18 protein-coding genes and 1 other RNA gene are annotated in these 20,670 nt (G+C 63.2%); 14 read left to right on the top strand and 5 right to left on the bottom strand.

Annotated elements, in window-relative coordinates:
• Positions 1-11: 11 nt before the first annotated feature.
• Positions 12-953, bottom strand: a complete 942-nt coding sequence (gene nudC / locus ACWGTI_RS16675) for an NAD(+) diphosphatase (RefSeq protein ID WP_454588118.1) — start codon at positions 951-953, stop codon at positions 12-14.
• A gap of 150 nt (positions 954-1,103) precedes the next feature.
• Positions 1,104-1,523 carry an HIT domain-containing protein gene (locus tag ACWGTI_RS16670; RefSeq protein ID WP_454576629.1) on the bottom strand — a complete coding sequence of 140 codons (420 nt, stop codon included), beginning with the start codon at positions 1,521-1,523 and terminating at the stop codon, positions 1,104-1,106.
• 157 nt (positions 1,524-1,680) lie between these two features.
• Between ACWGTI_RS16670 and ffs the strand changes: the two genes are divergently transcribed.
• From ffs to ACWGTI_RS16605, 13 genes are all read left to right on the top strand, one after another.
• An RNA gene (gene ffs / locus ACWGTI_RS16665) (signal recognition particle sRNA small type) lies at positions 1,681-1,777 on the top strand.
• A gap of 204 nt (positions 1,778-1,981) precedes the next feature.
• Positions 1,982-3,814 (top strand): DNA polymerase III subunit gamma/tau, encoded by a 1,833-nt coding sequence (locus ACWGTI_RS16660; protein WP_454588117.1) that lies wholly within the window; start codon positions 1,982-1,984, stop codon positions 3,812-3,814.
• A gap of 31 nt (positions 3,815-3,845) precedes the next feature.
• Positions 3,846-4,169 (top strand): YbaB/EbfC family nucleoid-associated protein, encoded by a 324-nt coding sequence (locus ACWGTI_RS16655; RefSeq protein ID WP_454588116.1) that lies wholly within the window; start codon positions 3,846-3,848, stop codon positions 4,167-4,169.
• Between the two features lie 216 nt (positions 4,170-4,385).
• Complete coding sequence (locus ACWGTI_RS16650) at positions 4,386-5,354, top strand: cell wall hydrolase (protein WP_454588115.1); 969 nt, start codon at positions 4,386-4,388, stop codon at positions 5,352-5,354.
• Between the two features lie 104 nt (positions 5,355-5,458).
• Entirely contained in the window at positions 5,459-6,064 is a 606-nt protein-coding gene (gene recR / locus ACWGTI_RS16645; RefSeq protein ID WP_454588114.1) for a recombination mediator RecR, read from the top strand.
• A 175-nt stretch (positions 6,065-6,239) separates the two neighbouring features.
• Positions 6,240-7,514: a lytic murein transglycosylase gene (locus tag ACWGTI_RS16640; protein WP_454588113.1), complete on the top strand. Its 1,275-nt coding sequence runs from the start codon at positions 6,240-6,242 to the stop codon at positions 7,512-7,514.
• Positions 7,515-7,768: 254 nt separating this feature from the next.
• Positions 7,769-9,412 carry an ABC transporter substrate-binding protein gene (locus ACWGTI_RS16635; protein ID WP_454588112.1) on the top strand — a complete coding sequence of 548 codons (1,644 nt, stop codon included), beginning with the start codon at positions 7,769-7,771 and terminating at the stop codon, positions 9,410-9,412.
• 18 nt (positions 9,413-9,430) lie between these two features.
• On the top strand, positions 9,431-10,492 hold the full coding sequence (locus ACWGTI_RS16630; RefSeq protein ID WP_454588111.1) for an ABC transporter permease: 1,062 nt from the start codon (positions 9,431-9,433) through the stop codon (positions 10,490-10,492).
• Complete coding sequence (gene nikC / locus ACWGTI_RS16625; protein ID WP_454588110.1) at positions 10,489-11,409, top strand: nickel transporter permease; 921 nt, start codon at positions 10,489-10,491, stop codon at positions 11,407-11,409. The genes ACWGTI_RS16630 and nikC overlap by 4 nt, the downstream gene beginning before the upstream one ends.
• Positions 11,406-12,242: an ABC transporter ATP-binding protein gene (locus ACWGTI_RS16620; RefSeq protein ID WP_454588109.1), complete on the top strand. Its 837-nt coding sequence runs from the start codon at positions 11,406-11,408 to the stop codon at positions 12,240-12,242. The genes nikC and ACWGTI_RS16620 overlap by 4 nt, the downstream gene beginning before the upstream one ends.
• Complete coding sequence (locus ACWGTI_RS16615; RefSeq protein ID WP_454588108.1) at positions 12,239-12,988, top strand: ABC transporter ATP-binding protein; 750 nt, start codon at positions 12,239-12,241, stop codon at positions 12,986-12,988. Before ACWGTI_RS16620 ends, ACWGTI_RS16615 begins: the two co-directional genes overlap by 4 nt.
• A gap of 34 nt (positions 12,989-13,022) precedes the next feature.
• Entirely contained in the window at positions 13,023-13,337 is a 315-nt protein-coding gene (locus tag ACWGTI_RS16610; RefSeq protein WP_454588107.1) for a hypothetical protein, read from the top strand.
• Between the two features lie 105 nt (positions 13,338-13,442).
• A complete protein-coding gene (locus tag ACWGTI_RS16605; protein WP_454588106.1) occupies positions 13,443-13,757 on the top strand; it encodes a hypothetical protein in 315 nt (104 codons plus the stop codon).
• 12 nt (positions 13,758-13,769) lie between these two features.
• Here the strand turns inward: ACWGTI_RS16605 and ACWGTI_RS16600 are convergent, their stop codons facing one another.
• From ACWGTI_RS16600 to ACWGTI_RS16590, 3 genes are read right to left on the bottom strand one after another with little or no spacing between them, the layout of a single operon-like run.
• A complete protein-coding gene (locus ACWGTI_RS16600; RefSeq protein WP_454588105.1) occupies positions 13,770-16,859 on the bottom strand; it encodes an efflux RND transporter permease subunit in 3,090 nt (1,029 codons plus the stop codon).
• Positions 16,856-17,938 (bottom strand): efflux RND transporter periplasmic adaptor subunit, encoded by a 1,083-nt coding sequence (locus tag ACWGTI_RS16595; RefSeq protein WP_454588104.1) that lies wholly within the window; start codon positions 17,936-17,938, stop codon positions 16,856-16,858. Before ACWGTI_RS16595 ends, ACWGTI_RS16600 begins: the two co-directional genes overlap by 4 nt.
• The gene (locus tag ACWGTI_RS16590; protein ID WP_454588103.1) at positions 17,935-19,065 is read right to left on the bottom strand and encodes an efflux RND transporter periplasmic adaptor subunit; all 1,131 of its coding nucleotides are present in this window, start codon (positions 19,063-19,065) and stop codon (positions 17,935-17,937) included. Before ACWGTI_RS16590 ends, ACWGTI_RS16595 begins: the two co-directional genes overlap by 4 nt.
• A gap of 240 nt (positions 19,066-19,305) precedes the next feature.
• On the opposite strand from ACWGTI_RS16590, the gene ACWGTI_RS16585 reads away from it, so the two are divergent.
• Complete coding sequence (locus ACWGTI_RS16585) at positions 19,306-20,583, top strand: 4-aminobutyrate--2-oxoglutarate transaminase (RefSeq protein WP_454588102.1); 1,278 nt, start codon at positions 19,306-19,308, stop codon at positions 20,581-20,583.
• Positions 20,584-20,670 lie beyond the last annotated feature (87 nt).

The raw sequence follows: 20,670 nt of genomic DNA, 5'->3' as shown, positions 1-20,670 counted from the left end.
GTTATCCCTACTTACTCGCTGTCGACCCAAGCGCGGATCAGATGATGCGCGATCGCGCCTTTCGGCGGCGTGACCAGATTGTCCTTGTGCGTCCTCTCCAGCATAGAGCGCACCTCGTCACGGAAAAACCAGCGGCAATCTTCCAGCTCGTTGAGGTCGGCCTGGATGTCCTCGTTGAGCGGTTCGCCGAAACAGCCGATCATCAGCGAATAGGGGAACGGCCAAGGCTGGCTGGCATGGTAGACGACGCGGCCGAGCCTTATGCCGGCTTCCTCCAGGGTCTCGCGGCGCACCGCAGCCTCGATTGTCTCGCCCGGCTCGATGAAGCCGGCGAGCGCCGAGTACATGCCGGGGCCGAAATGCCGGCCGCGGCCAAGCAGGCATTTTTCGCCTGTCACCGTCAGCATGATCGCCACCGGATCGGTGCGCGGAAAATGCTCGGTGCCGCAGTTCGGACAGTGCCGCTTGTAACCGCCGGCACGCATTTCGGACTCGGTACCGCATTTGCTGCAGAAACGATGGCTGGCATGCCAGGCGAGCAGCGCCGCCCCTTGCGCCAGCGCGCCCGCCGCCGCCTCATCGATCAGCCCCTGCATATAGACCGAGCGATAGTCAATGGCCTTGATGGTCTCCGGCAACTGCTCTGGCTCGATGCCGACCGGCACAGCCAACACCGGGCCGCTCCCGGAAAAGCCGAGCAGCACGCCTTGTGCGAGTGATGGTTGCAGCGACTGGCTTTCGGCCAGATCGAACCATGGGTCGAAGCTGCCGTCATTTAACTTCAGGTGCAGACGGCCAGCATGCATCAGCAATAGCCTGGCGGCAGGATCGGCGAGCGCCTTTTCGACGGAATCGTCGGCGCGGTTTTCGGATTGCCGATCGATCGTGTTGCCGGCGAAACCGACGAAGTGGCTCGGCTCGCGCAAGGGCGCGTCAAACAGGCGAAAGGTCATGGAAGCTCAAAACGTCTAGAGCATGATGCCGAAAAGTGTGTAGCGGTTTTCGGACGACATCATGCTCTCTTTCTTTGATTTGGAGGCGGATTCAGATTTCAGGTCGAACGGACCTGAAATCATCCGGCTCCAGGGATGGACACTCGCGGTTTATAGCGCCGCCTTTATCTGTTGCGCAAACCGGCGGATGTCGGGGCGTTGATAGGGTTCGCGCAAGCCGTGGCCCCAGACCGGGCCGGGCCAGCCCGGATCGCCTTCCGAGCGGGCGATGACATGGACATGCAATTGCCGCACGATGTTGCCGAGCGCGCCGGTATTGATCTTGGCGCAGCCGGTGGTTCTTTTAAGTGCCTGCGCCACCATATTGGTCTCGAAGGTCAGCATCGCCTGGTCGAGCGGTGTCAGGTCGTGGATTTCCTCGATGCCGGGGCGCTGAGGCACCAGGACAAGCCATGGCCAGCGGCGGTCGTTCATCACGCGCAATTCGCACAGGCCGAGCCACATCAGCTGCTCGCTGTCCGCCTCCAGCCTGGAGTCGAGCGTGAATCCGGCCTTGAGGCCCGGCAGCATTGGCGTTTCCTTGCGTTTCTCGCATTATTTCCCAAACTCAGAACGCTAGAGCGGCTGCACGGGGGCTGCAAGCGATTCATTGAGCGGCGGAGCTCGAGGGTGCCCGATTCTCAATGCACCCTTGCATTTCATCGCTGAATTGCCGATATGGAACCCGGGAGGTTGGTGGTGGACGATCCACTCGCCAACCGGGTCAGGTCCGGAAGGAAGCAGCCCTAACGAGCCCGGAACGGGTCATTGTTCCAGCCTCCCACCTCATCGGCCACTCTCGCGACATTGACGACGCATTGCAGCGCGGGCGAGACTATCAGAGCAATTCCAGGGAAAGTGTGAGCGGTTTCCCGTTCGGAATTGCGTTAAAGCAAAGAGATAGAGCGGTTCGCCGTTTCCAGGAACGGTGAAACGCTCTAGCAGGAATCGGCCAGCCTCGGACGCGGCCTTTGGAGCTTTACGGGCGAATGAGCGAAGCCGGAAATTCGGGACCAAAAAGCCTGGAGATAGCAAAGGCCGCCGCTTATCGTGTGCTGGCGCGCAAGTACCGCCCGTCGAATTTCTCCGAACTGATCGGCCAGGAGCCGATGGTCCGCACCCTCACCAACGCTTTCTCCACCGGCCGCATCGCCCAGGCCTGGATGCTGACCGGCGTGCGCGGCGTCGGCAAGACGACGACGGCGCGCATCCTGGCGCGGGCGCTCAACTACAAGACGCCGACGGTCGACCAGCCATCGGTCGACCTTGCCGTTTTGGGCGAGCATTGCCAGGCGATCATGGAAGGCCGCCATGTCGACGTCATCGAGATGGACGCGGCATCGCACACAGGCATCGACGACATCAGGGACATTATCGAGCGCGTGCGCTATGCCCCGGTGTCGGCGCGCTACAAGGTCTACATCATCGACGAAGTGCATATGCTCTCCACGCAGGCCTTCAACGGCCTGTTGAAGACGCTGGAAGAGCCGCCGCCGCACGTCAAATTCATCTTCGCCACCACCGAAATCCGCAAGGTGCCGATCACCGTCCTGTCGCGCTGCCAGCGCTTCGACCTGAGGCGCATCGATGCCGGCGCGCTGGTTGCGCATCTCTCCTCGATTGCCGGCAAGGAAGGCATTTCGGTCGACGACGACGCATTGGCGATGATCGCACGCGCCGCCGAAGGTTCGGCTCGCGATTCGCTCTCCATCCTCGACCAGGCGATCGCCCATGGCGGCGGCGCCGTCAGTGCCGAGGCGGTGCGCGCCATGCTGGGGCTGGCCGACCGCGCCCGCATCGTCGACCTGTTCGAACATGTGATGAGAGGCGACGTCGCCTCAGCGCTGGCCGAATTCCGCGCCCAGTATGACACCGGCGCCGATCCGGCCGCGGTGCTCACCGATCTGGCCGAATTCAACCATCTCGTCACCCGGCTGCGCTTCGTGCCGACAGCCGCCGACGATGCCTCTCTGTCCGAGGACGAGCGCCGGCGCGGCGCCGACTTCGCCAGGACGCTGTCGGTCAAGGTGCTGTCGCGGACCTGGCAGATGCTGTTGAAAGGCATCCCAGAGGTGCAGTCTTCCAACCGCCCGGTCAGTGCCGGTGAAATGGTGCTGATCCGGCTGGCCCATGCCGCCGACCTGCCGACGCTGGACGAGGCGCTGAAATCGCTGGAGAGCGGTGCCTCCGTTTCGAGCGGCACGCCGCGTCCGAACGGAGCGCCGGCTAGCCCCGGCCCGGCAACACCAGGCAATGGCGGCGCAAGTGCCGTGGCCCAGTCGCGTATGCCGAATTCCGGGGGCAGCGGCGCGCAGACCATGAGGCTGGTCGAGCCCGAACCGTTGCCGGCGAGCTTCGTTGCAGCACCCGAGCCGGTGGTCGAAACGCCGCCGGTGCCGGTGAAATCGCTCGCCGACATCGTCGCCCTTGCCGACCAACAGCGAGACATGGCCTTCAAGGTACAGGTCAAGCGCTGCGTGCGCCTGGTGCGCATCGAACCTGGGCGCATCGACGTCAGCCTGACCGACGATGCGCCGAAAATGCTGCTCAACGAGCTGACCGCCAAGCTGCGCGCCTGGACCGGCCGCAACTGGCTGGTGTCGCTGTCGAAGGAAGAGGGCGGCCAGACTCTGGCCGAGATGGAATCCACCAAGCGCGAGACCGCTTTCTCCGATGCGAAAAGCGATCCGACGGTGGCCGCCATCCTGGCGCGTTTTCCCGGTGCCAAGATCATCGACGTGCGCATTCCCGATGCGCCGGAACTCGATACGGACAAGGCAGAAGTGCCGGTCGAGTCACCGGGCGACGACGACGAAAACTGACCACATCACGAATCCGCAAAAGGACCCGACCATGAAAGATCTACTCGGCCTGATGGGCAAGGCGAAGGAAATGCAGGCCAAGTTCCAGGCCATGCAGGACGAGATCGCCACGCTTGAAGCAAGCGGGCAGGCCGGCGGCGGCCTGGTCAACGTCACGCTGACCGGCAAGTTCGAGATGAAGTCGTTGAAGATCGATCCATCGCTATTCAAGGAGGACGACGTCGAGATCCTCGAGGACCTGCTTCTGGCCGCGCACAATGACGCCAAAAATAAGGTCGAGCAGATTATGCAGGAGAAGACCAAGGCGCTGACGGCAGGCTTGCCGATCCCGCCCGGAATGAAATTGCCGTTCTGAGCCGGCTTCACCAGTTAATTGATTATGAACGGAAATCGGCTGCAGGGGCTATTGTTTAGACTTTCCCCGGCTTTGCTCACGCGGACATATCCGGGCATTTATAAAGTTTTACCCATGCTGCACGAATGCTAATCCTTTAGCCATCTTTTTGCCTTTAAGAGTCTCATTCTTGCCACATCTCGGGACGGGTGGCATCTGGAAAATGAGGCACTTTTGTTGATCGCGACGCGATGGAAGACGCCGCTGTTGCTCGGCATCATCTCTTCCCCCCTGTTTCTGGCGGGTTGCAGCCAGACCACTTCTTCCCACGGCATGTCGGTCGCCAGCCTGACTGACGCCATCACCCCCAGCTTCCTCTCGACGCGCGCCTATGGCCACACGCCGAAGGAGAAGGAATGCCTGGAACGGGCGATGTTCTTCGAATCCAACCGCTCGAGCCGCGACGGCATGATCGCCGTCGGCACAGTGGTGATGAACCGGCTGCGCTCCGGCAACCATGGCAGCACCATTTGCGAGGTCGTCGGCGAACCGGGCCAGTTCGCGCCAGGTGTGATGACGCGGCCGATGAATTCCAAGGCGATGCCCGACGTCGAGGAAGCCGCCGAAGCCGTACTCAAGGGCGAGCGCAAGGCCAAGCTGAAGAACACGATGTACTTCCACACCGCCGGCCTGAAGTTCCCCTACAAGAACATGCATTACACCATGGTTGCCGGCGGCAACGCCTTCTACGAGAAGCGCGGCCGCAACTGGCAGCCGCTGCCCGATGAACCCACGACCATGGTTGCCTCCGCGGCGCCGCGTGCGCCTGTGTCTGAAGCGCCGGTGCAGGTGGCTTATGCCGAGCCGGTGGTGAAGACGATTGTCCGTCCCGATCCTGCCAAGCAGGCCGCAGCTTCTCTTACAGCCAGGGCAATCGCCGCTCCCGCCGACCAGACCTATGTGACGGCTGCCGCAATGCCGGCCAAGAGCGGCCGCGTCGCTGCCAAGCAGACGGTAGTGGCGATGCAGGAGCCGATGGCCGAGCCGGATGCCTCGCGTTTCGGCGGCACGCTGAACGTCCGCTACATCACCTCGGTGCCGTCAGCGTCGCAGGAAGCGTCGATGGGCTTCCAGTCGACACCTGAGAACACCGACGCCATCGGCGCGATGATTGCCAACCAGACCCGGCCGGCTTCAGCCTACTGAGGTTTTAGAACAAAGAGCGTCTCACGGCCCGCCATGGCAGCATGGTGGGCCGTTTGCATGTGTGGCGTGTTTCAAAGCGCGTCGAAAAATCCTAGATCAATGCGATGTCCAAGCGAATCGCCGGTCCCGAGATCGAACGCCTGATCCAACTCCTGGCCAAGGTGCCGGGGCTCGGGCCGCGTTCGGCGCGGCGCGCTGCACTGCATCTGATCAAGAAGCGGGAGCAGCTTTTGTCACCGCTCGCCGCCGCCATGGGCGAGGCGGCGGACAAGGTGCGCATCTGCACGACCTGCGGCAATGTCGATACGGCAGATCCCTGCATGATCTGCACCGATCCGCGTCGCGATGCCTCGACGCTGATCGTCGTCGAGGACGTCTCCGACCTCTGGGCGCTGGAGCGGGCGGCGGCCATGAACGTGCGCTACCACGTGCTCGGCGGCACGTTGTCGCCGCTCGACGGCATCGGCCCCGAACAGCTCAACATCCGCTCGCTGGTCGACCGTGTTGCCGGCGGCGAGGTCAAGGAGGTCATTCTCGCCGTCAACGCCACGGTCGAGGGCCAGACGACCGCGCACTATCTGACCGACCAGCTCTCAGGGTTTGAGGTCAAGGTGACAAGGCTGGCGCACGGCGTGCCGGTCGGCGGTGAGTTGGACTATCTCGATGAGGGTACGCTTGCAGCGGCTCTGCGCTCTCGGACGGCGTTTTGACGCGATTGGCGGAGATGCTTCTGAAATGATCGCGTTCCGTCACACCCCCCTCTGTCCTGCCGGACATCTCCCCCGCAAGGGGGGAGATCAGATGTCATCGCCGCTTTCTCCAATCTCCACGGTTGCAAGAAAGAGCGCGACATCAATTTTGCCTATCTCCCCCCTTGCGGGGGAGATGTCCGGCAGGACAGAGGGGGGTGTGCAGGAACGCCACCTTGGTGTGCTCGGCTTTCTCTTTCTCTTTGCCGCACTAAGCTTTTCCTTCCTCTCGCCCGCCTCGGCCACAAAAATCGACGACCAGTTCCGCGCGTGGCTCCAAACCGATCTCTGGCCGGAAGCCCAGACCAAAGGCATCTCCAGGAAAACCTTCGACGCCGCCTTCGACGGTGTGAAGCCGAACCTCAAATTGCCGGACCTCGTCCAACCTGGCGAAAAGCCCAAAACCCCGCAGAAGCAGCATCAGGCCGAGTTCGGTTCGCCCGGCGCCTATTTCGCCGAAAAGACGGTTCGTGCCGTCACATCAGGTGGGCGCACGCGCGAGGCGGCCAACACCAAGACGCTGGCCGCCATCGAGAAACGCTACGGCGTGCCGGGCGAGGTGCTGCTGGCGATCTGGGGTCGCGAAACCGGCTTTGGCGCGGCGAAGATGCCTTACGACGCTTTCGAAGTGCTCGGCACCAAGGCGTTCATGTCGACCAAGAAGGACTTCTTCCGCACCGAAACCCTGGCCGCGCTCGAAATCGTCGAGCGTGGACTGGCGCCGGTCGGCGCCATGAAATCGTCCTGGGCCGGCGCGCTCGGCCAGCCGCAATTCATGCCGACGTCGTTCCTGAAGCATGCCGTCGATTTCGACGGCGATGGCCACCCCGACATCTGGAATTCGACCCCGGACGTGCTGGCCTCGATTGCCAACTATCTCGTCCACTATGGCTGGGTGAAGGGGCGTGGCTGGGGTTTCGAAGTGACGGTGCCGGAGAGCGTCTCCTGCTCGCTCGAAGGTCCCGACCAGGGCAAGAAAATCTCAGCCTGGGCGGCGATGGGCATCAGCCGTGTCGGCGGCAAGGCATTTCCGGCCAGCGAACTGAAGGCCGAAGGTTTTCTGATCATGCCGGCCGGGCGCAGCGGACCGGCCTTCATCGCGACGCCCAATTTCTATGTGCTGAAAGAGTACAACACCAGCGACCTCTACGCCCTATTCATCGGCCATGGCGCCGACCGCATCGCCCATGGCGATGCGACCTTCGCCGGCAGTTGGGGTCCGGTCGGTGGCCTGCACCGCTCCGACATCGCCGCGCTGCAACGGGCGCTGGAGGCCAAGGGCTACGACGTCGGCAGCGCCGACGGCCTGCCCGGCTTCAAGACCCGCCGTTCGATCGGCAGCTGGCAGGAAAAGAACGGCCGCGCCGCCACCTGCTTTCCCGACGCGGACCTGGTCGCCGCGCTGAAATAATCAGGACGTCGGCAGATTTTTTCCGATGGGCGGCATTTGTTGGCCGGTTTTTACCTCGGCTCCCGTAGCCAGCTGTGGTCCAATATGTTGGCCCGCAAATGCTCGTTGCCGGCCCGCGGGCCGCCGGATATGGTGTTGACCAATTGGACAAAAGCCACGACGCTAGTGGGTAGAGGGGCCGTCGTTCGGCCCTGAAAAAGATCGCCACAACCCTGAGCCGGGAACTCAGGTCAACAAAACAGGGAACAATCAACATGATGATGGAAAAGTCTGTTCTACGCTCTCGCCTATGGTTTGCGAGCGCGGCCATGTCGGCGCTGCTTCTGGCCGGCGCGCCTGCCTTTGCGGTTACCCCCGCCGATACGCTGGTCGAAGGTTTCGCCATCGACGACATCATCACCATGGATCCGGGCGAGGCGTTCGAACTGTCGACCGCCGAGGTCACCGGCAACACCTATGACCTGCTGGTCCGCCTCGACCTCAGCGACACCTCCAAGGTCAAGGGCGACCTCGCCGAAAGCTGGAGCGTTTCCGACGACGCCCTGATCTACACCTTCAAGCTCAAGCCGGGTCTGAAATTCGCCTCCGGCAATCCCGTCACCGCGGCTGACGTCGCTTACTCGTTCGAGCGCGCCGTCAAGCTGGACAAGAGCCCGGCCTTCATCATCGGCCAGTTCGGCATCACTGGCGACAACGTCACCGACAAGGCCAAGGCCGTCGACGACACCACCTTCCAGTTCACCGTCGACAAGGCTTATGCGCCAAGCTTCGTGCTGAACTGCCTGTCGGCAACCGTTGCTTCGGTCGTCGACGCCAAGCTGGTCAAGGAACATGTCGCCGCGGTTACGCCGAGCGCCGACTACAAATGGGACAATGACTTCGGCAATGCCTGGCTGAAGACCGGCTATGCCGGGTCGGGCGCCTACAAGCTCCGCGAATGGCGCGCCAACGAAGCCGTCGTCATGGAGCGCAACGACAATTATTACGGCGAAAAGGCCAAGCTTGCCCGCGTCATCTATCGCAACATGAAGGAAAGCTCGGCCCAACGCCTGGCGCTCGAAGCCGGCGACATCGACGTTGCCCGCAACCTTGAGCCGAACGACCTCGACGCCATCGCCAAAAACGCCGATCTGACCACCACCAGCGCGCCGAAGGGCACAGTCTACTACATCAGTCTCAACCAGAAGAACCCGAACCTCGCCAAGCCCGAGGTGCGTCAGGCGTTCAAGTATCTGGTCGACTACGACGCGCTCGGCTCGACCATCCTCAAGGGCATCGGCGAGATCCACCAGACCTTCCTGCCCAAGGGCGTGCTGGGCGAGTTGGACGAAAATCCGTTCAAGCTCGACGTCGCCAAGGCCAAGGACCTGCTGGCCAAGGCCGGCCTGGCGGATGGTTTCAGCGTCACCATGGATGTGCGCACCGGCCAGCCTACCACCGGCATGGCGGAATCGATCCAGCAGACGCTGGGCCAGGCCGGCATCAAGCTGGAGATCATCCCCGGCGACGGCAAGCAGACGTTGACCAAATACCGCGCCCGCAACCACGACATCTATATCGGCAATTGGGGCCAGGACTATTTCGATCCGAATTCCAATGCCCAGACCTTCGCCTCGAACCCGGACAATTCGGATGCCGGCAAGTCGCACACGCTGGCCTGGCGCAATTCCTGGGACATTCCAGACCTGACGAAGGAGACGGAAGAAGCCCTGCTGGAAAAGGATGCGGGCAAGCGCGCTGCGATATATCAGGACCTTGAAAAGAAGATCCTCGACACCAGCCCCTTCGTCATCATTCACCAGCAGCTGGAAGTCGCGGGCCTGCGCAAGAACCTCAAGGGCTTTGCACTCGGTCCGAGCTTCGACACCAACTTTGTCGGACCGGTTTCCAAGGAATAGCGTTCGCGGACACGCCGCATGAGCGCGATTGAAAACGAAAGCGGGCGCGGCAGCGCCCGCGCCGTCGCCCTTGCATCAGCGATCGGCCGCTTCCTGGTCATTGCGGTGACGACCTATCTTGGTCTTCTCGCGGTCACCTTCTTCATTGGCCGCGTCATCCCGATTGATCCGGTGCTCGCCGTTCTGGGCGACCGGGCACCCGCCAATGTCGTGGAGCGCACGCGCCGCGAGATGGGCCTCGACCTGCCGTTGATCGAGCAGTTCTATATCTACGTGAAGAATGCGCTGAATGGGGATTTCGGCACTTCGGTACTGACTACCAATCCGGTCATGACCGACATCCGTCGCGCCTTTCCGGCAACCATCGAACTCGCGACTTTGGGCACGCTGATCGGCTCGGTCATCGGCGTGCCGCTCGGCGTGCTGGCCGCGGTTAAACGCGGCAGTCTCATTGACCAGATCGTGCGTGTCATTGGCCTGATCGGCTATTCCGTGCCGATCTTCTGGATCGGGCTTCTGGGGCTCGTGCTGTTCTACGCCAAGCTGCAATGGGTGGCGTTCCCGGCGCGTCTCGACGTCGTCTACGAATACACTTTCACGCCGATCACCGGCTTCTATCTTCTCGATGCCGCCATGCAGGGCCAGTGGGACGTCTTCTACGACGCCTACCGCCACATCATCCTGCCGGCAGGACTGCTCGGCTATTTCTCGCTTGCCTATATCAGCCGCATGACGCGCTCCTTCATGTTGAACGAGCTGTCGCAGGAATACATCGTTGCCGCGCGCGCCAAAGGCCTGTCCGAGACCCGCATCATCTGGGGCCATGCGCTGCGCAACGCCGCCGTGCCGATGGTCACGGTGATCGCGCTGTCCTATGCCGGGCTGCTCGAAGGCTCGGTGCTCACCGAGACGGTGTTCTCCTGGCCGGGCATCGGCCTCTACATCACGAATTCGCTGCAGAACGCCGACATGAACGCCGTGCTCGGCGGCACCATAGTTATCGGCTCGGTGTTCATCGGCATCAATCTCCTGTCCGACTTGCTCTACAAGGTGCTCGATCCGAGGACGAAGGTGCGATGAGCGTCCAGACCATCCAGAGCCGTCGCGAGTGGCTGCTCAGCGAGCGGCCGGCCTCGCGCATGCAGGCAAGGCTCGGCCGCGCCTATGTTGCCTGGCGGCGCTTTTCCGCCAACAGGCTGGCGTTCCTCGGCCTGTTGATCATCATCGCGCTGCTGGTTGTGGCGGCCTTTGCAGATGTGCTGGCGCCCTATTCGCCAACCATCGGCGACCTGAAGAATGCGCGCCTTTCGGCACCGAGCGGCGCCCACTGGTTCGGCACAGACGATCTCGGCCGCGACATCTATTCCCGTATTCTCTACGGTTCGCGCTGGACGCTCTATGTCGTCATCCTCGTCGCCATCATCGCCGCACCCATCGGCCTCCTCGTCGGGACCGTCGCCGGCTATGCCGGGGGCTGGACCGACGCCATCCTGATGCGCATCACCGACATCTTCCTCGCCTTCCCCAAGCTGATCCTGGCGCTGGCCTTCGTTGCAGCACTGGGGCCCGGCATCGAGAACGCGGTGCTCGCCATCGCCATCACCTCCTGGCCGCCTTATGCCCGCATCGCGCGCGCGGAAACGCTGACGGTACGCAATTCCGATTACATCAAGGCAGTGCAGTTGATGGGCGCCTCACCCTTCCGCATCGTGCTGCGCCACATCATGCCGCTCTGCATCTCCTCGCTGATCATCCGGGTGACGCTCGACATGGCCGGCATCATCCTGACCGCCGCCGGCCTCGGTTTCCTCGGCCTCGGCGCGCAGCCGCCTCTGCCCGAATGGGGCACCATGATTGCGTCCGGCCGCCGCTTCGTTCTCGACCAATGGTGGGTGGCCGGCGCGCCGGGCTTCGCCATCCTCATCGTCAGCCTCGGTTTCAACCTGCTCGGAGACGGTCTGCGCGATGCGCTCGATCCCCGGAGTGGTGACCAATGAGCGGCCCGCTTCTCGACGTCGACGACCTGCGCGTCGATTTCCCGACCCGCACCGGACTGGTCCAGGCGGTGCGCGGCGTCTCGTTCTCCCTTGGCCGCGAGCGGCTGGGCATTGTCGGCGAAAGCGGATCCGGCAAGTCGCAGACCGGCCGCGCCATTATGGGCCTGACGCCGCCGCAGGCGCGTGTCTCGGCCAGGAAACTCGCCTTCGACGGGGCCGACCTGTTGGCCATGCCGGCCCGCCAGCGCCGGGCGTTGCGGGGAAACCGCATCGCCATGATCCTGCAGGACCCGAAATACTCGCTGGACCCGGTGATGAGCATCGGCCGCCAGATCGTGGAGACGCTGCGCACGCATGAGAAGGTCTCGAAGGCCGAAGCCCGCGACCGCGCGCTTGCTATGCTGGAAGCCGTGCAGATCCGCGATCCCGCTCGCGTCTTCGACCTCCATCCACACGAAGTCTCCGGCGGCATGGGCCAGCGCGCCATGATCGCCATGATGCTGATTGCCGGGCCGGAATTGATGATTGCCGATGAGCCGACCTCGGCACTCGACGTCACCGTGCAGCTCGACGTGCTCGGCATCCTCGACCGGCTGGTCGGCGAGCGCGGCATGGGGCTGATTTTCATCTCGCACGATCTGCGCCTGGTTGCCTCCTTCTGCGACCGGGTTGTCGTCATGTATGCCGGCAAGGTGGTTGAGCAACTCAAGGCTTCGGAACTGCGCGACGCCCAGCATCCCTATACGCGCGGCCTGCTCAACTGCATGCCCAGGATCGGCTACGAACGCCACCCACTGCCGGTGCTCGACCGCAAGCCGGAGTGGGCGGCATGACGCCAGCCATTTCCATCGACGGGCTGGAGGTGGTGTTCGACCGTTTTCGCGCGCTGAAGCGTGTCAGCCTTGAGGTGAAGTCAGGCGAATCCTTCGGCCTGGTCGGCGAGAGCGGCTCCGGCAAGTCGACGCTCCTGAAAGCAATCGCTGGCCTTGTACCGGCCGCGTCTGGCACCATCACCGTCAATGGCAAGACACTCGGCGCCCGCCGCGACAAGGCCTTCTATCGCGAAGTGCAGATGGTCTTCCAGGACCCGTATGGCTCGTTGCATCCGCGCCAAACCGTTGACCGCCTGTTGCAGGAACCGCTCGCCATTCACGGCTTTCCCGACGGCGAACTGCGCATCCAGCGTGCATTGGACGAGGTCGGTCTCGGCAACGGTTTCCGCTTCCGCTACGCGCACCAATTATCAGGCGGCCAGCGCCAGCGCGTCGCCATTGCCCGCGCACTCATCCTCGAACCCTCGATCCTGCTGCTCGACGAGCCGACCTCGGCGCTCGACGCCTCGGTGCAGGCGGAGGTGCTGAACCTTCTGGAAGAGGTGCGGCGCCGCCGCAAGCTGACCTTCCTGATGGTCAGCCACGACCTCGCCATCATCACCCATATGTGCGAGCGGCTGATGGTGATGCAGAACGGCGAAGCGGTGGAGAAGCTCACGGCGAGCCAGCTGATCGGGCACCGCGTGGAGAAGGATTACACGCGCAATTTGCTGAGGGCGAGTGAGGGGTTTGTGCGGACGGCGTGAGTTCGCGCTCGGACTGTTGGGAGGCGATATTATTATGCGCGAGTGGAAGTTTTCAGATCCGCCGAATGTCGCCGTGTTTGTAAACAGGGGCATCTTCCGCCGGGATGATTGGATCGCCTATGTGTCGCATGACGATGAAGACGGCAGCTGGCAATTTCACAACAGCGGGCCCGGCCCTGTCGATGATGACGACATAATGATCGTCGGCCTGCAGACAGTGGTTACGCGAGATGAGAGCATCCTCGAATTGGCCGACTTGCCCGAAGGCTGGCACGCCTGGCGCAGCTCAAAATCGTCGCCATGGCAACGTGCCAAGTCTCGCCCCGTGGGCTTCAACGACAACGACTGATCTAGCAAAGCCTATGCCGGACAAGCGGCCGGTTTGTGCGAACCGTCTGCGTTTATTAGAATTCCCTCTCACTGTACGTTGAACCGTTGGCTTCAGGGGAATCTCATGGACGAATGGAAGTTCGAAGACCCACCCAATGTGGCGGTGGTTTCTGATCGAAGCATATTTTCAAGCGACGATTGGATCGCATACGTTTCGCATGAGAATGATGACGGTAGTTGGCTGTTCTACAGCAGCGACAATCGGGATTGGGATGAACGCGACGTAATGCTGGTGGGCTTGCAAGAGGTGGTTCAGCGGGACGAAAGCATCCAGGAATTAGCCGACTTACCGGAAGGCTGGCATGCTTGGCGCAGCTCGAAATCGTCACCCTGGCAACGCGCCGAGTCGCGGCCGGTAGCCTTCAACGACAACGAATGACCCGGCAACGTCCTAAGTCGGACTCTCCACTGTTTCGCCACTCTCAAAAATGGGGATCTCTTCCCTCGGCTCCTTGATCCTGAACCAGGTCACATAAAGCGCGGGCAGGAACAGCAGCGTGATCGCCGTACCGGCAATGATGCCGCCCATCATGGCGTAGGCCATCGGCCCCCAGAACACTTCGCGCGCGATCGGGATCAGCGCCAGGCTGGCGGCAGCTGCGGTCAGCGCGATCGGCCGCATGCGGTGCTCGGTTGCTTCGATCACCGCCGCCCAACGGTCCTTGCCCTCCGCGACGAGATCCTCGATCTGCACGATCAGGATGACCGAGTTGCGGATCAGGATGCCGATCAGCGCGAGCACGCCCAGAATGGCGACGAAGCCGAGCGGTGCGCCGCTCGGCACCAGGGCCGCGACCACGCCTATCAGGCCGAGCGGCGCTACAGCCACGACCAGGAACAGGCGCTGGAAGCTCTGCAGCTGGATCATCAGGATGGTCGCCATGACGAACAGCATCAGCGGCACGACGGCGGCGATCGGTCCCTGGCTTTTGGCGCTTTCCTCGACCGAGCCTGCGGTGGCGACCGAATAGCCTGGCGGCAGCTTGGCGATGAAGGCGTCGACCGACGGCTTCAATTCGTTGACGACGGTTGCCGGCAGCACGTCGCCGACCAGCCCGGCGCGCACGGTAATCGTCGGAATGCGGTTGCGGCGCCACACTGTCGGCTGTTCGAGGTCGTAGCGGAAGTTGGCGACCGCCGCGAGTGGGATCGCCTCGCCATTGCCGGTCGGCAGCTGCATGTTCTGCAGCGTGTCGATCGAGCCGCGTTCGGCCTCGCGCGAGCGGGCGACGACATTGATCAGATAGGTGGCGTCGCGCACCTGGGTGATGGTTGCGCCGCCGACCGTGCTGTTCAGCGCGCTAGCGATGTCGGACGAGGTGATGCCGAGTTGCCGCGCCTTGTCCTGCAGCACGTCGACCCTCAGCACGCGCTGCGGCTCGTTCCAGTCGAAGGTCGGCGCCGCCAGCTTCGGATTGACCGAGATCAGGCCGGCAAATTGCTGCGCCAGGTCGCGCACCTTTTGGATGTCCGGTCCGCCGACACGGTACTGCACCGGGCGCCCGACCGGCGGCCCGAGTTCGATCGGCTTGACGAAGGCATCGGTGCCGACGAATTCCTCGCGCAGCAGCTTTTCCAGTTGCGGCTTGAGCCGGTTGCGCGCCTCGATGCTCTTGGTGACGATGACGGTCTGGCCGAAATAGGGATTGGCCGGCTGCACGTCGAAGGCAAGCAGGAAGCGCACCGCTCCCTGGCCGATATAGGACGAGAAATGGTCGATGTCGGGATTGCCGGCCAGCGCGCGGCCTTCGAAACGCTCGATCTGGTCGCGCGTCTCGGTGATCGACGAATTCTGCGGCAGGTTCCAGTCGACGATCAATTCCGGCCGGTCCGAAGGCGGAAAGAACTGCTGCTGGACAAGGCCGAAGCCGGCTATCGAGCCGGCAAACAACAAGATCGTGACGATGATGGTCAGCCAGTGATACCGCACGGAGCCAACCAGCACACGCCGGAACAGACTGGTGAAGCGTCCCGGTTGCTCGTGCTTTTGCTTCATCGTCGCCGGCAGGATGGTGACGCCGAGCAGCGGCGCGAAAAGCACCGCCACGATCCATGACACCAGCAGCGAGACCGCTATGACGACGAACAGCGTAAACGTGTATTCGCCGGCGGCGCTGTTGTTGAGGCCGATCGGGATGAAGCCAGCGACCGTCACCAGCGTACCGGTCAGCATCGGGAAGGCGGTGGAGGTGTAGACGTAGGTCGCAGCCTTGCGCAGATTGTCGCCGACCTCCAGCCGCGCCACCATCATCTCAACTGCGATCATGGCGTCGTCGACCAGCAGCCCGAGTGCGATGATCAGTGCGCCGAGCGAAATGCGCTGCAGCGAGATGCCGAGATAGGCCATGACCGTGAAGGTAATGGCCAGCACCAGCGGGATCGACAGCGCCACGACGAAGCCGGCGCGCATGCCGAGGCTGATGAAGGACACGGCGAGCACGATGGCGACAGCCTCAAACAGCGCCTGGGTGAAGCCCGAAACCGCTTCCTCCACGATCACCGGCTGGTCGGCGACCAGATGCACGCCCACGCCGACCGGCAGGTCGGCCAGCACCTGATCCATTTTCTTCTCAAGCGCGGCGCCGAATTCGAGCAGATTGGCATTGGGCTTCATGCCGATGGCGAGTCCGATGGCGTCCTGGCCGTTGAAGCGGAACAGCGCCGTTGGCGGGTCGGCATAGCCGCGCCGGATCGTCGCCACATCGCTCAGCCGGAAGAAGCGGTCGTTGACGCGCAGATTGATGCTGCGCAGGCTCTCCTCGGAGGTGAACTGGCCGCCGACGCGCACGGAGACGCGCTCAGGCCCGGATTCGACGACGCCCGATGGCGTGATGGCGTTCTGGTCCTGCAGGCTCTTCACGATCGCCTGCTGGTTGAGGCCGAGGGCTGCGATCTGGCGGGTCGAGAATTCGAGATAGATGGCTTCGTCCTGCGCGCCGACCAGATCGACCTTGCCGGCATTGGGTACGGTCAGGATCTGGGTCCTGACATCCTCGACATAGTCGCGCAACTGGCGCGGGCTCAGCCCGTCCGAGGTGAAGGCGTAGATATTGCCGAAGACGTCGCCGAAGCGGTCGTTGAAGAATGGCCCCTGCACGCCTTGCGGAAACTGCGCCCAGATGTCGTCGACCATGTTGCGAACCTGGGTCCAGTTCGCAACGACATCGCGCGCCTTGGTGGTGTCCTTCAGGTTGACGAAGATGACGGTTTTGCCCGCCGTGGTGACCGAGCGGGTGAAGTCGAGGCTGTCGAGTTCTTCGAGCTTCTTCTCGATGCGGTCGGTGACCTGCCGTACCGTCTCGTTGACCGATGCGCCCGGCCAGTTGGCCTGGATGACCATGGTCTTGATGGTGAAGTTCGGATCTTCCTCGCGGCCGAGATTGAGGTAGGCGAAGATGCCGGCGACGACGAAGACCAGCATGAAGTACCACACCAGCGAGCGGTGGTTGAGCGCCCAGTCGGAGAGGTTGAACCCCTTCATGACGCTCCTCCTTGCGGGATCTTGACCTTCTGGCCCTCCACCAGGCTGTGGACACCGGCGGTGACGACGCGCATCCCCGCTTCGAGCCCTTCGGCGACGATGAAGCTGGCGCCGTTCTTCGACGCGATCTTGACGTCGCGCGTCGAGACACTCGATGTCTTCTCATCGACGATCCAGACCTTGTCGCCGCCATTCTTCTGCAGCAGCGCCGACAGCGGCAGCTCAATCGTTGCCGCCACTTTTGCCACGCGTGTCGCCGTCACCGTCGAGCCGAGCCGGAAGGCCTGCGGCGGATCGGTGAGCGTCAGCCGGACGCGACGGCTGCGGGTCGAAGCATCGGCCTGCGGCGCGATCTCGCGCAATGTCGCCTTTGTCTGGATGGACGGCAGCGATTGCAGGATGACCTCGAACGGCGTGCCGACGGCGAGATCGCCGGTCAGCTGGTCGGGAATGTCGACCACCGCTTCGCGCAGGTCGGAACGCGCCACGGTGACGATCGTCTGGCCGGCCGAAACCGTCTGGCCGACCTCGGCACCGGTCGCGGTGACGACGCCGTCGAAGTCCGAGAACAGCCGGGCATAGCCCAACTGCTCCTGCGATTTGGCAAGGGCCGCCTTGGCCCGCTCGACGCCGGCTTCAGCCGCTTGCCTCGCCTGCTGCGCGGCATCGAACACGGCCTGCGAGGTGTTGGCCGCGGCAAGCAATTGGCGCTGGCGGTCCTCGCTGGCGGCGGCGTTGGCGAATTGCGCCTCTGCATTGGAGAGTTCGGCCTTGGCCGCCTGTACCGCAAGTTCGAGCGCCGTCGGATCGAGCGTGGCGATCGTCGTGCCCTTGCTGACGATATCGCCGACCTTGACGTCGCGCGAGACGACGCGGCCGAGCAGGCGGAAGGCGAGATCGGCGCGGACCTGCGGCTCGATTGAGCCGGCAAAGCCGAAGGTCCGCGTCGTCTGCGGCTCGACCACCATCGACAGCACCGGCCGGACGATCTCGGGCGGCTTTTCCTCCGACTTCGAACAGGCAGTGAGTGTCGCCAGTGCAACCAGGGCAGGTACAAAAGACAGGATACACCGCCTCATTGTGCTGCTCCCGAGATCTCGACCGTCTGTCCGGGGCTGAGCAGCTGGCCGCCGGCGGTGACGACGCTCTGCCCGGCCTCCAATCCCTTGTCGACGACAACCACGCCGGAATCGAAAGCCAGCACATTGACCAGGGCTGTTGCCACCGCCTTGGTCGAGGGATCGACCACCCAGACGGCCGGCTTGCCCTCGATCGAGGTCAGCGCCTGCCAGGGCAGGATGACCGCTTTCGCCGGTATGGCGTTGACCGAGCCGATGACGGTGGCTCCGAGGGGCATGCCGGCCGGCGTGTCGGCAATGCCGACCTTGACCCGGACCGAACCCGAAGCCGGATCGACCGCCGGCGAGACTTCGCGAACCTTGCCTGTCGCCTTTACCTGCGGGTCGGCCAGCAGTGTAATCGTCACCGAAGGCGATGGCGCTGTCTTGGCGACCAGCGTTTCCTGGACGTTGAACACCGCGTCCCGGTCGCCGTCCTCGGCGATGGTGAAGACGGTCTGCGCCGCCTGCACCACCTGCCCGGCCTCGACCTGGCGGGCGGTGATCACGCCGGCCGCACCTGCCTTCAGCTCGGTGAAGGAGAGGTTTTCCCTGGCATTGGAAAGCGCGCTTTGCGCCTGCTCGACACTGCCTTGCGCCACTTTCTGCGCCTGGTCGGCCGAATCATAGTCGCGCCTTGTGGTAAAGCCCTGAGCAAGCAGCGTCTTTTGCCGTTCGAAGGCGGCGGCGGCCTGGGTCAGCTGCGCCTGCGCGGCATCGAGGTCGGCCTGCGCCGAGCGCAAATCGGATTCCTGCTCCTGCGGATCGATACGGGCAAGCACGGCATCCTTGTCGACATGCTGACCAACATCGACGAGACGTTCGGCGACGCGGCCGCCGACACGGAACGACAGGTTGTTCAGCGTGCGCGCCGCGATCACGCCGGTCAGCGAGGTCCTCGGCGCATAGTCGGCCACCGCCACCGTCTCGGTGCGCACCATGATCGGCAGTTTCTTGGCGGCCGCCTCCTGCTTCTGGCAGCCGGCCAGAATGAGCGGCGCGATCGCACAGATGAAAAGGATTGGGGAAAACAAAAAAAAACCGGAGGCCGGGGGCTGCGGGGCGGACGAAGTCACGTTCCTGCTCATGGGTCCCTCACCGATCCGAACCGCTCATGACGGGTGAGCTGTCACAGACGTCAGGAGGATAATCGATCCCAAGGAAAAGGAAACCTGTCTCGTACGTGTATCCGGCTGTCGAAGCACCCCGCACAGGTGACAGGCCCAATCGCCGGGCGACCGTGCCAACTTGAGCAAAACGTGAAATAAGGTCAGAAGGGCCTTGGCAATCATCAAACGAGAACGGGCGCCGGCCCGATGAGGGATGAAATGAAGAACGCAGCCATTTCCGAACGGAAGAACCAGTCGATTTCGCGCGGCGTCGGCATGACGACGCAGATCTACGCGGACCGCGCCGAGAATTCGGAGATCTGGGACGTCGAGGGCCGCCGCTATATCGACTTCTCCTCGGGCATCGCCGTCGTCAACACCGGCCATCGCCATCCCAAGGTGATCGAAGCGGTCAAGGCGCAACTCGATCGCTTCACTCACACCTGCCATCAGGTGGTGCCCTATGAGAGCTATGTCCGGCTCGCCGAACGGCTGAACGCCATGTTGCCCGGCAAGTTCGAGAAAAAGACGATCTTCGTCACCACCGGCGCCGAGGCGGTGGAGAACGCCATCAAGATCGCCCGCAACGCCACCGGCCGCCAGGCCGTCATTGCCTTTGCCGGCGGCTTCCACGGCCGTACTTTCATGGGCATGGCGCTGACCGGCAAGGTCGTGCCCTACAAGGTCGGTTTCGGCGCCATGCCGGGCGACGTCTACCATGCGCCGTTCCCGGTGCCGCTGCATGGCATCTCCGTTGCGGATTCGCTGGCGGCGCTCGACAGACTGTTCAAGGCCGATGTCGATCCGGCCCGTGTCGCTGCCATCATCATCGAGCCGGTACAGGGCGAAGGCGGCTTCTACGACGCGCCGCGCGAATTTCTGACGGCGCTGCGCAAGCTCTGCGACCAGCACGGCATGCTTTTGATCGCCGACGAGGTGCAGACCGGCTTTGCCCGCACCGGCAAGATGTTCGCCATGGACCACCATGACGTCGCGGCCGACATCACCACCATGGCGAAAAGCCTGGCCGGCGGCTTCCCGCTGTCGGCGGTCACCGGCCGCGCCGAAATCATGGACGCGCCCGGCCCCGGCGGCCTCGGCGGCACCTATGGCGGCAGCCCGATCGGTGTCGCTGCAGCACACGCCGTGCTCGATGTGATCGAGGACGAAAAGCTCTGCGACCGCGCCAATGCGCTCGGCGCCAGGCTGAAGCAGCGCCTGTCGGCGATCCGTGACGACGTTCCCGAGATTGTCGATATCCGTGGTCTCGGTTTCATGAACGCGGTCGAGTTCAACGACGTCAAAAAAGGCCTGCCGTCAGCCGAGATCGCCAACGCAATCCGCCTGAAGGCGCTCGACAAGGGGCTGATCCTGCTGACCTGCGGCGTCTACGGCAACGTCATCCGTTTCCTCGCGCCGATCACCATCCAGGACAACGTCATGAACGAGGCGCTCGACATCCTGGAAAGCTCGATCCGCGAAGTCTGCGCGGCCTGACGAGCGCTTGCCTTCTCCCCGTCCCTATACGGGGAGAAGGTGCCGGCAGGCGGATGAGGGACGGAGCAGACGTCTAAATTGACGCCT

The sequence above is a fragment of the Mesorhizobium sp. ArgA1 genome, assembly GCF_053714375.1.
This window is presented reverse-complemented; position numbering and strand designations above follow the sequence as displayed.

What these genes read in the sequence shown, in the direction of transcription:
- ACWGTI_RS16640 (WP_454588113.1), top strand. Translation starts at nt 6,240, where the DNA reads ATGTCCGGCAGGACAGAGGGGGGTGTGCAGGAACGCCACCTTGGTGTG.
- nudC (WP_454588118.1), bottom strand. Translation starts at nt 953, where the DNA reads ATGACCTTTCGCCTGTTTGACGCGCCCTTGCGCGAGCCGAGCCACTTC.
- ACWGTI_RS16590 (WP_454588103.1), bottom strand. Translation starts at nt 19,065, where the DNA reads ATGAGCAGGAACGTGACTTCGTCCGCCCCGCAGCCCCCGGCCTCCGGT.
- ACWGTI_RS16610 (WP_454588107.1), top strand. Translation starts at nt 13,023, where the DNA reads ATGCGCGAGTGGAAGTTTTCAGATCCGCCGAATGTCGCCGTGTTTGTA.
- ACWGTI_RS16615 (WP_454588108.1), top strand. Translation starts at nt 12,239, where the DNA reads ATGACGCCAGCCATTTCCATCGACGGGCTGGAGGTGGTGTTCGACCGT.
- ACWGTI_RS16595 (WP_454588104.1), bottom strand. Translation starts at nt 17,938, where the DNA reads ATGAGGCGGTGTATCCTGTCTTTTGTACCTGCCCTGGTTGCACTGGCG.
- ACWGTI_RS16600 (WP_454588105.1), bottom strand. Translation starts at nt 16,859, where the DNA reads ATGAAGGGGTTCAACCTCTCCGACTGGGCGCTCAACCACCGCTCGCTG.
- ACWGTI_RS16585 (WP_454588102.1), top strand. Translation starts at nt 19,306, where the DNA reads ATGAAGAACGCAGCCATTTCCGAACGGAAGAACCAGTCGATTTCGCGC.
- ACWGTI_RS16605 (WP_454588106.1), top strand. Translation starts at nt 13,443, where the DNA reads ATGGACGAATGGAAGTTCGAAGACCCACCCAATGTGGCGGTGGTTTCT.
- ACWGTI_RS16620 (WP_454588109.1), top strand. Translation starts at nt 11,406, where the DNA reads ATGAGCGGCCCGCTTCTCGACGTCGACGACCTGCGCGTCGATTTCCCG.
- nikC (WP_454588110.1), top strand. Translation starts at nt 10,489, where the DNA reads ATGAGCGTCCAGACCATCCAGAGCCGTCGCGAGTGGCTGCTCAGCGAG.
- recR (WP_454588114.1), top strand. Translation starts at nt 5,459, where the DNA reads ATGTCCAAGCGAATCGCCGGTCCCGAGATCGAACGCCTGATCCAACTC.
- ACWGTI_RS16660 (WP_454588117.1), top strand. Translation starts at nt 1,982, where the DNA reads ATGAGCGAAGCCGGAAATTCGGGACCAAAAAGCCTGGAGATAGCAAAG.
- ACWGTI_RS16670 (WP_454576629.1), bottom strand. Translation starts at nt 1,523, where the DNA reads ATGCTGCCGGGCCTCAAGGCCGGATTCACGCTCGACTCCAGGCTGGAG.
- ACWGTI_RS16635 (WP_454588112.1), top strand. Translation starts at nt 7,769, where the DNA reads ATGATGATGGAAAAGTCTGTTCTACGCTCTCGCCTATGGTTTGCGAGC.
- ACWGTI_RS16655 (WP_454588116.1), top strand. Translation starts at nt 3,846, where the DNA reads ATGAAAGATCTACTCGGCCTGATGGGCAAGGCGAAGGAAATGCAGGCC.
- ACWGTI_RS16630 (WP_454588111.1), top strand. Translation starts at nt 9,431, where the DNA reads ATGAGCGCGATTGAAAACGAAAGCGGGCGCGGCAGCGCCCGCGCCGTC.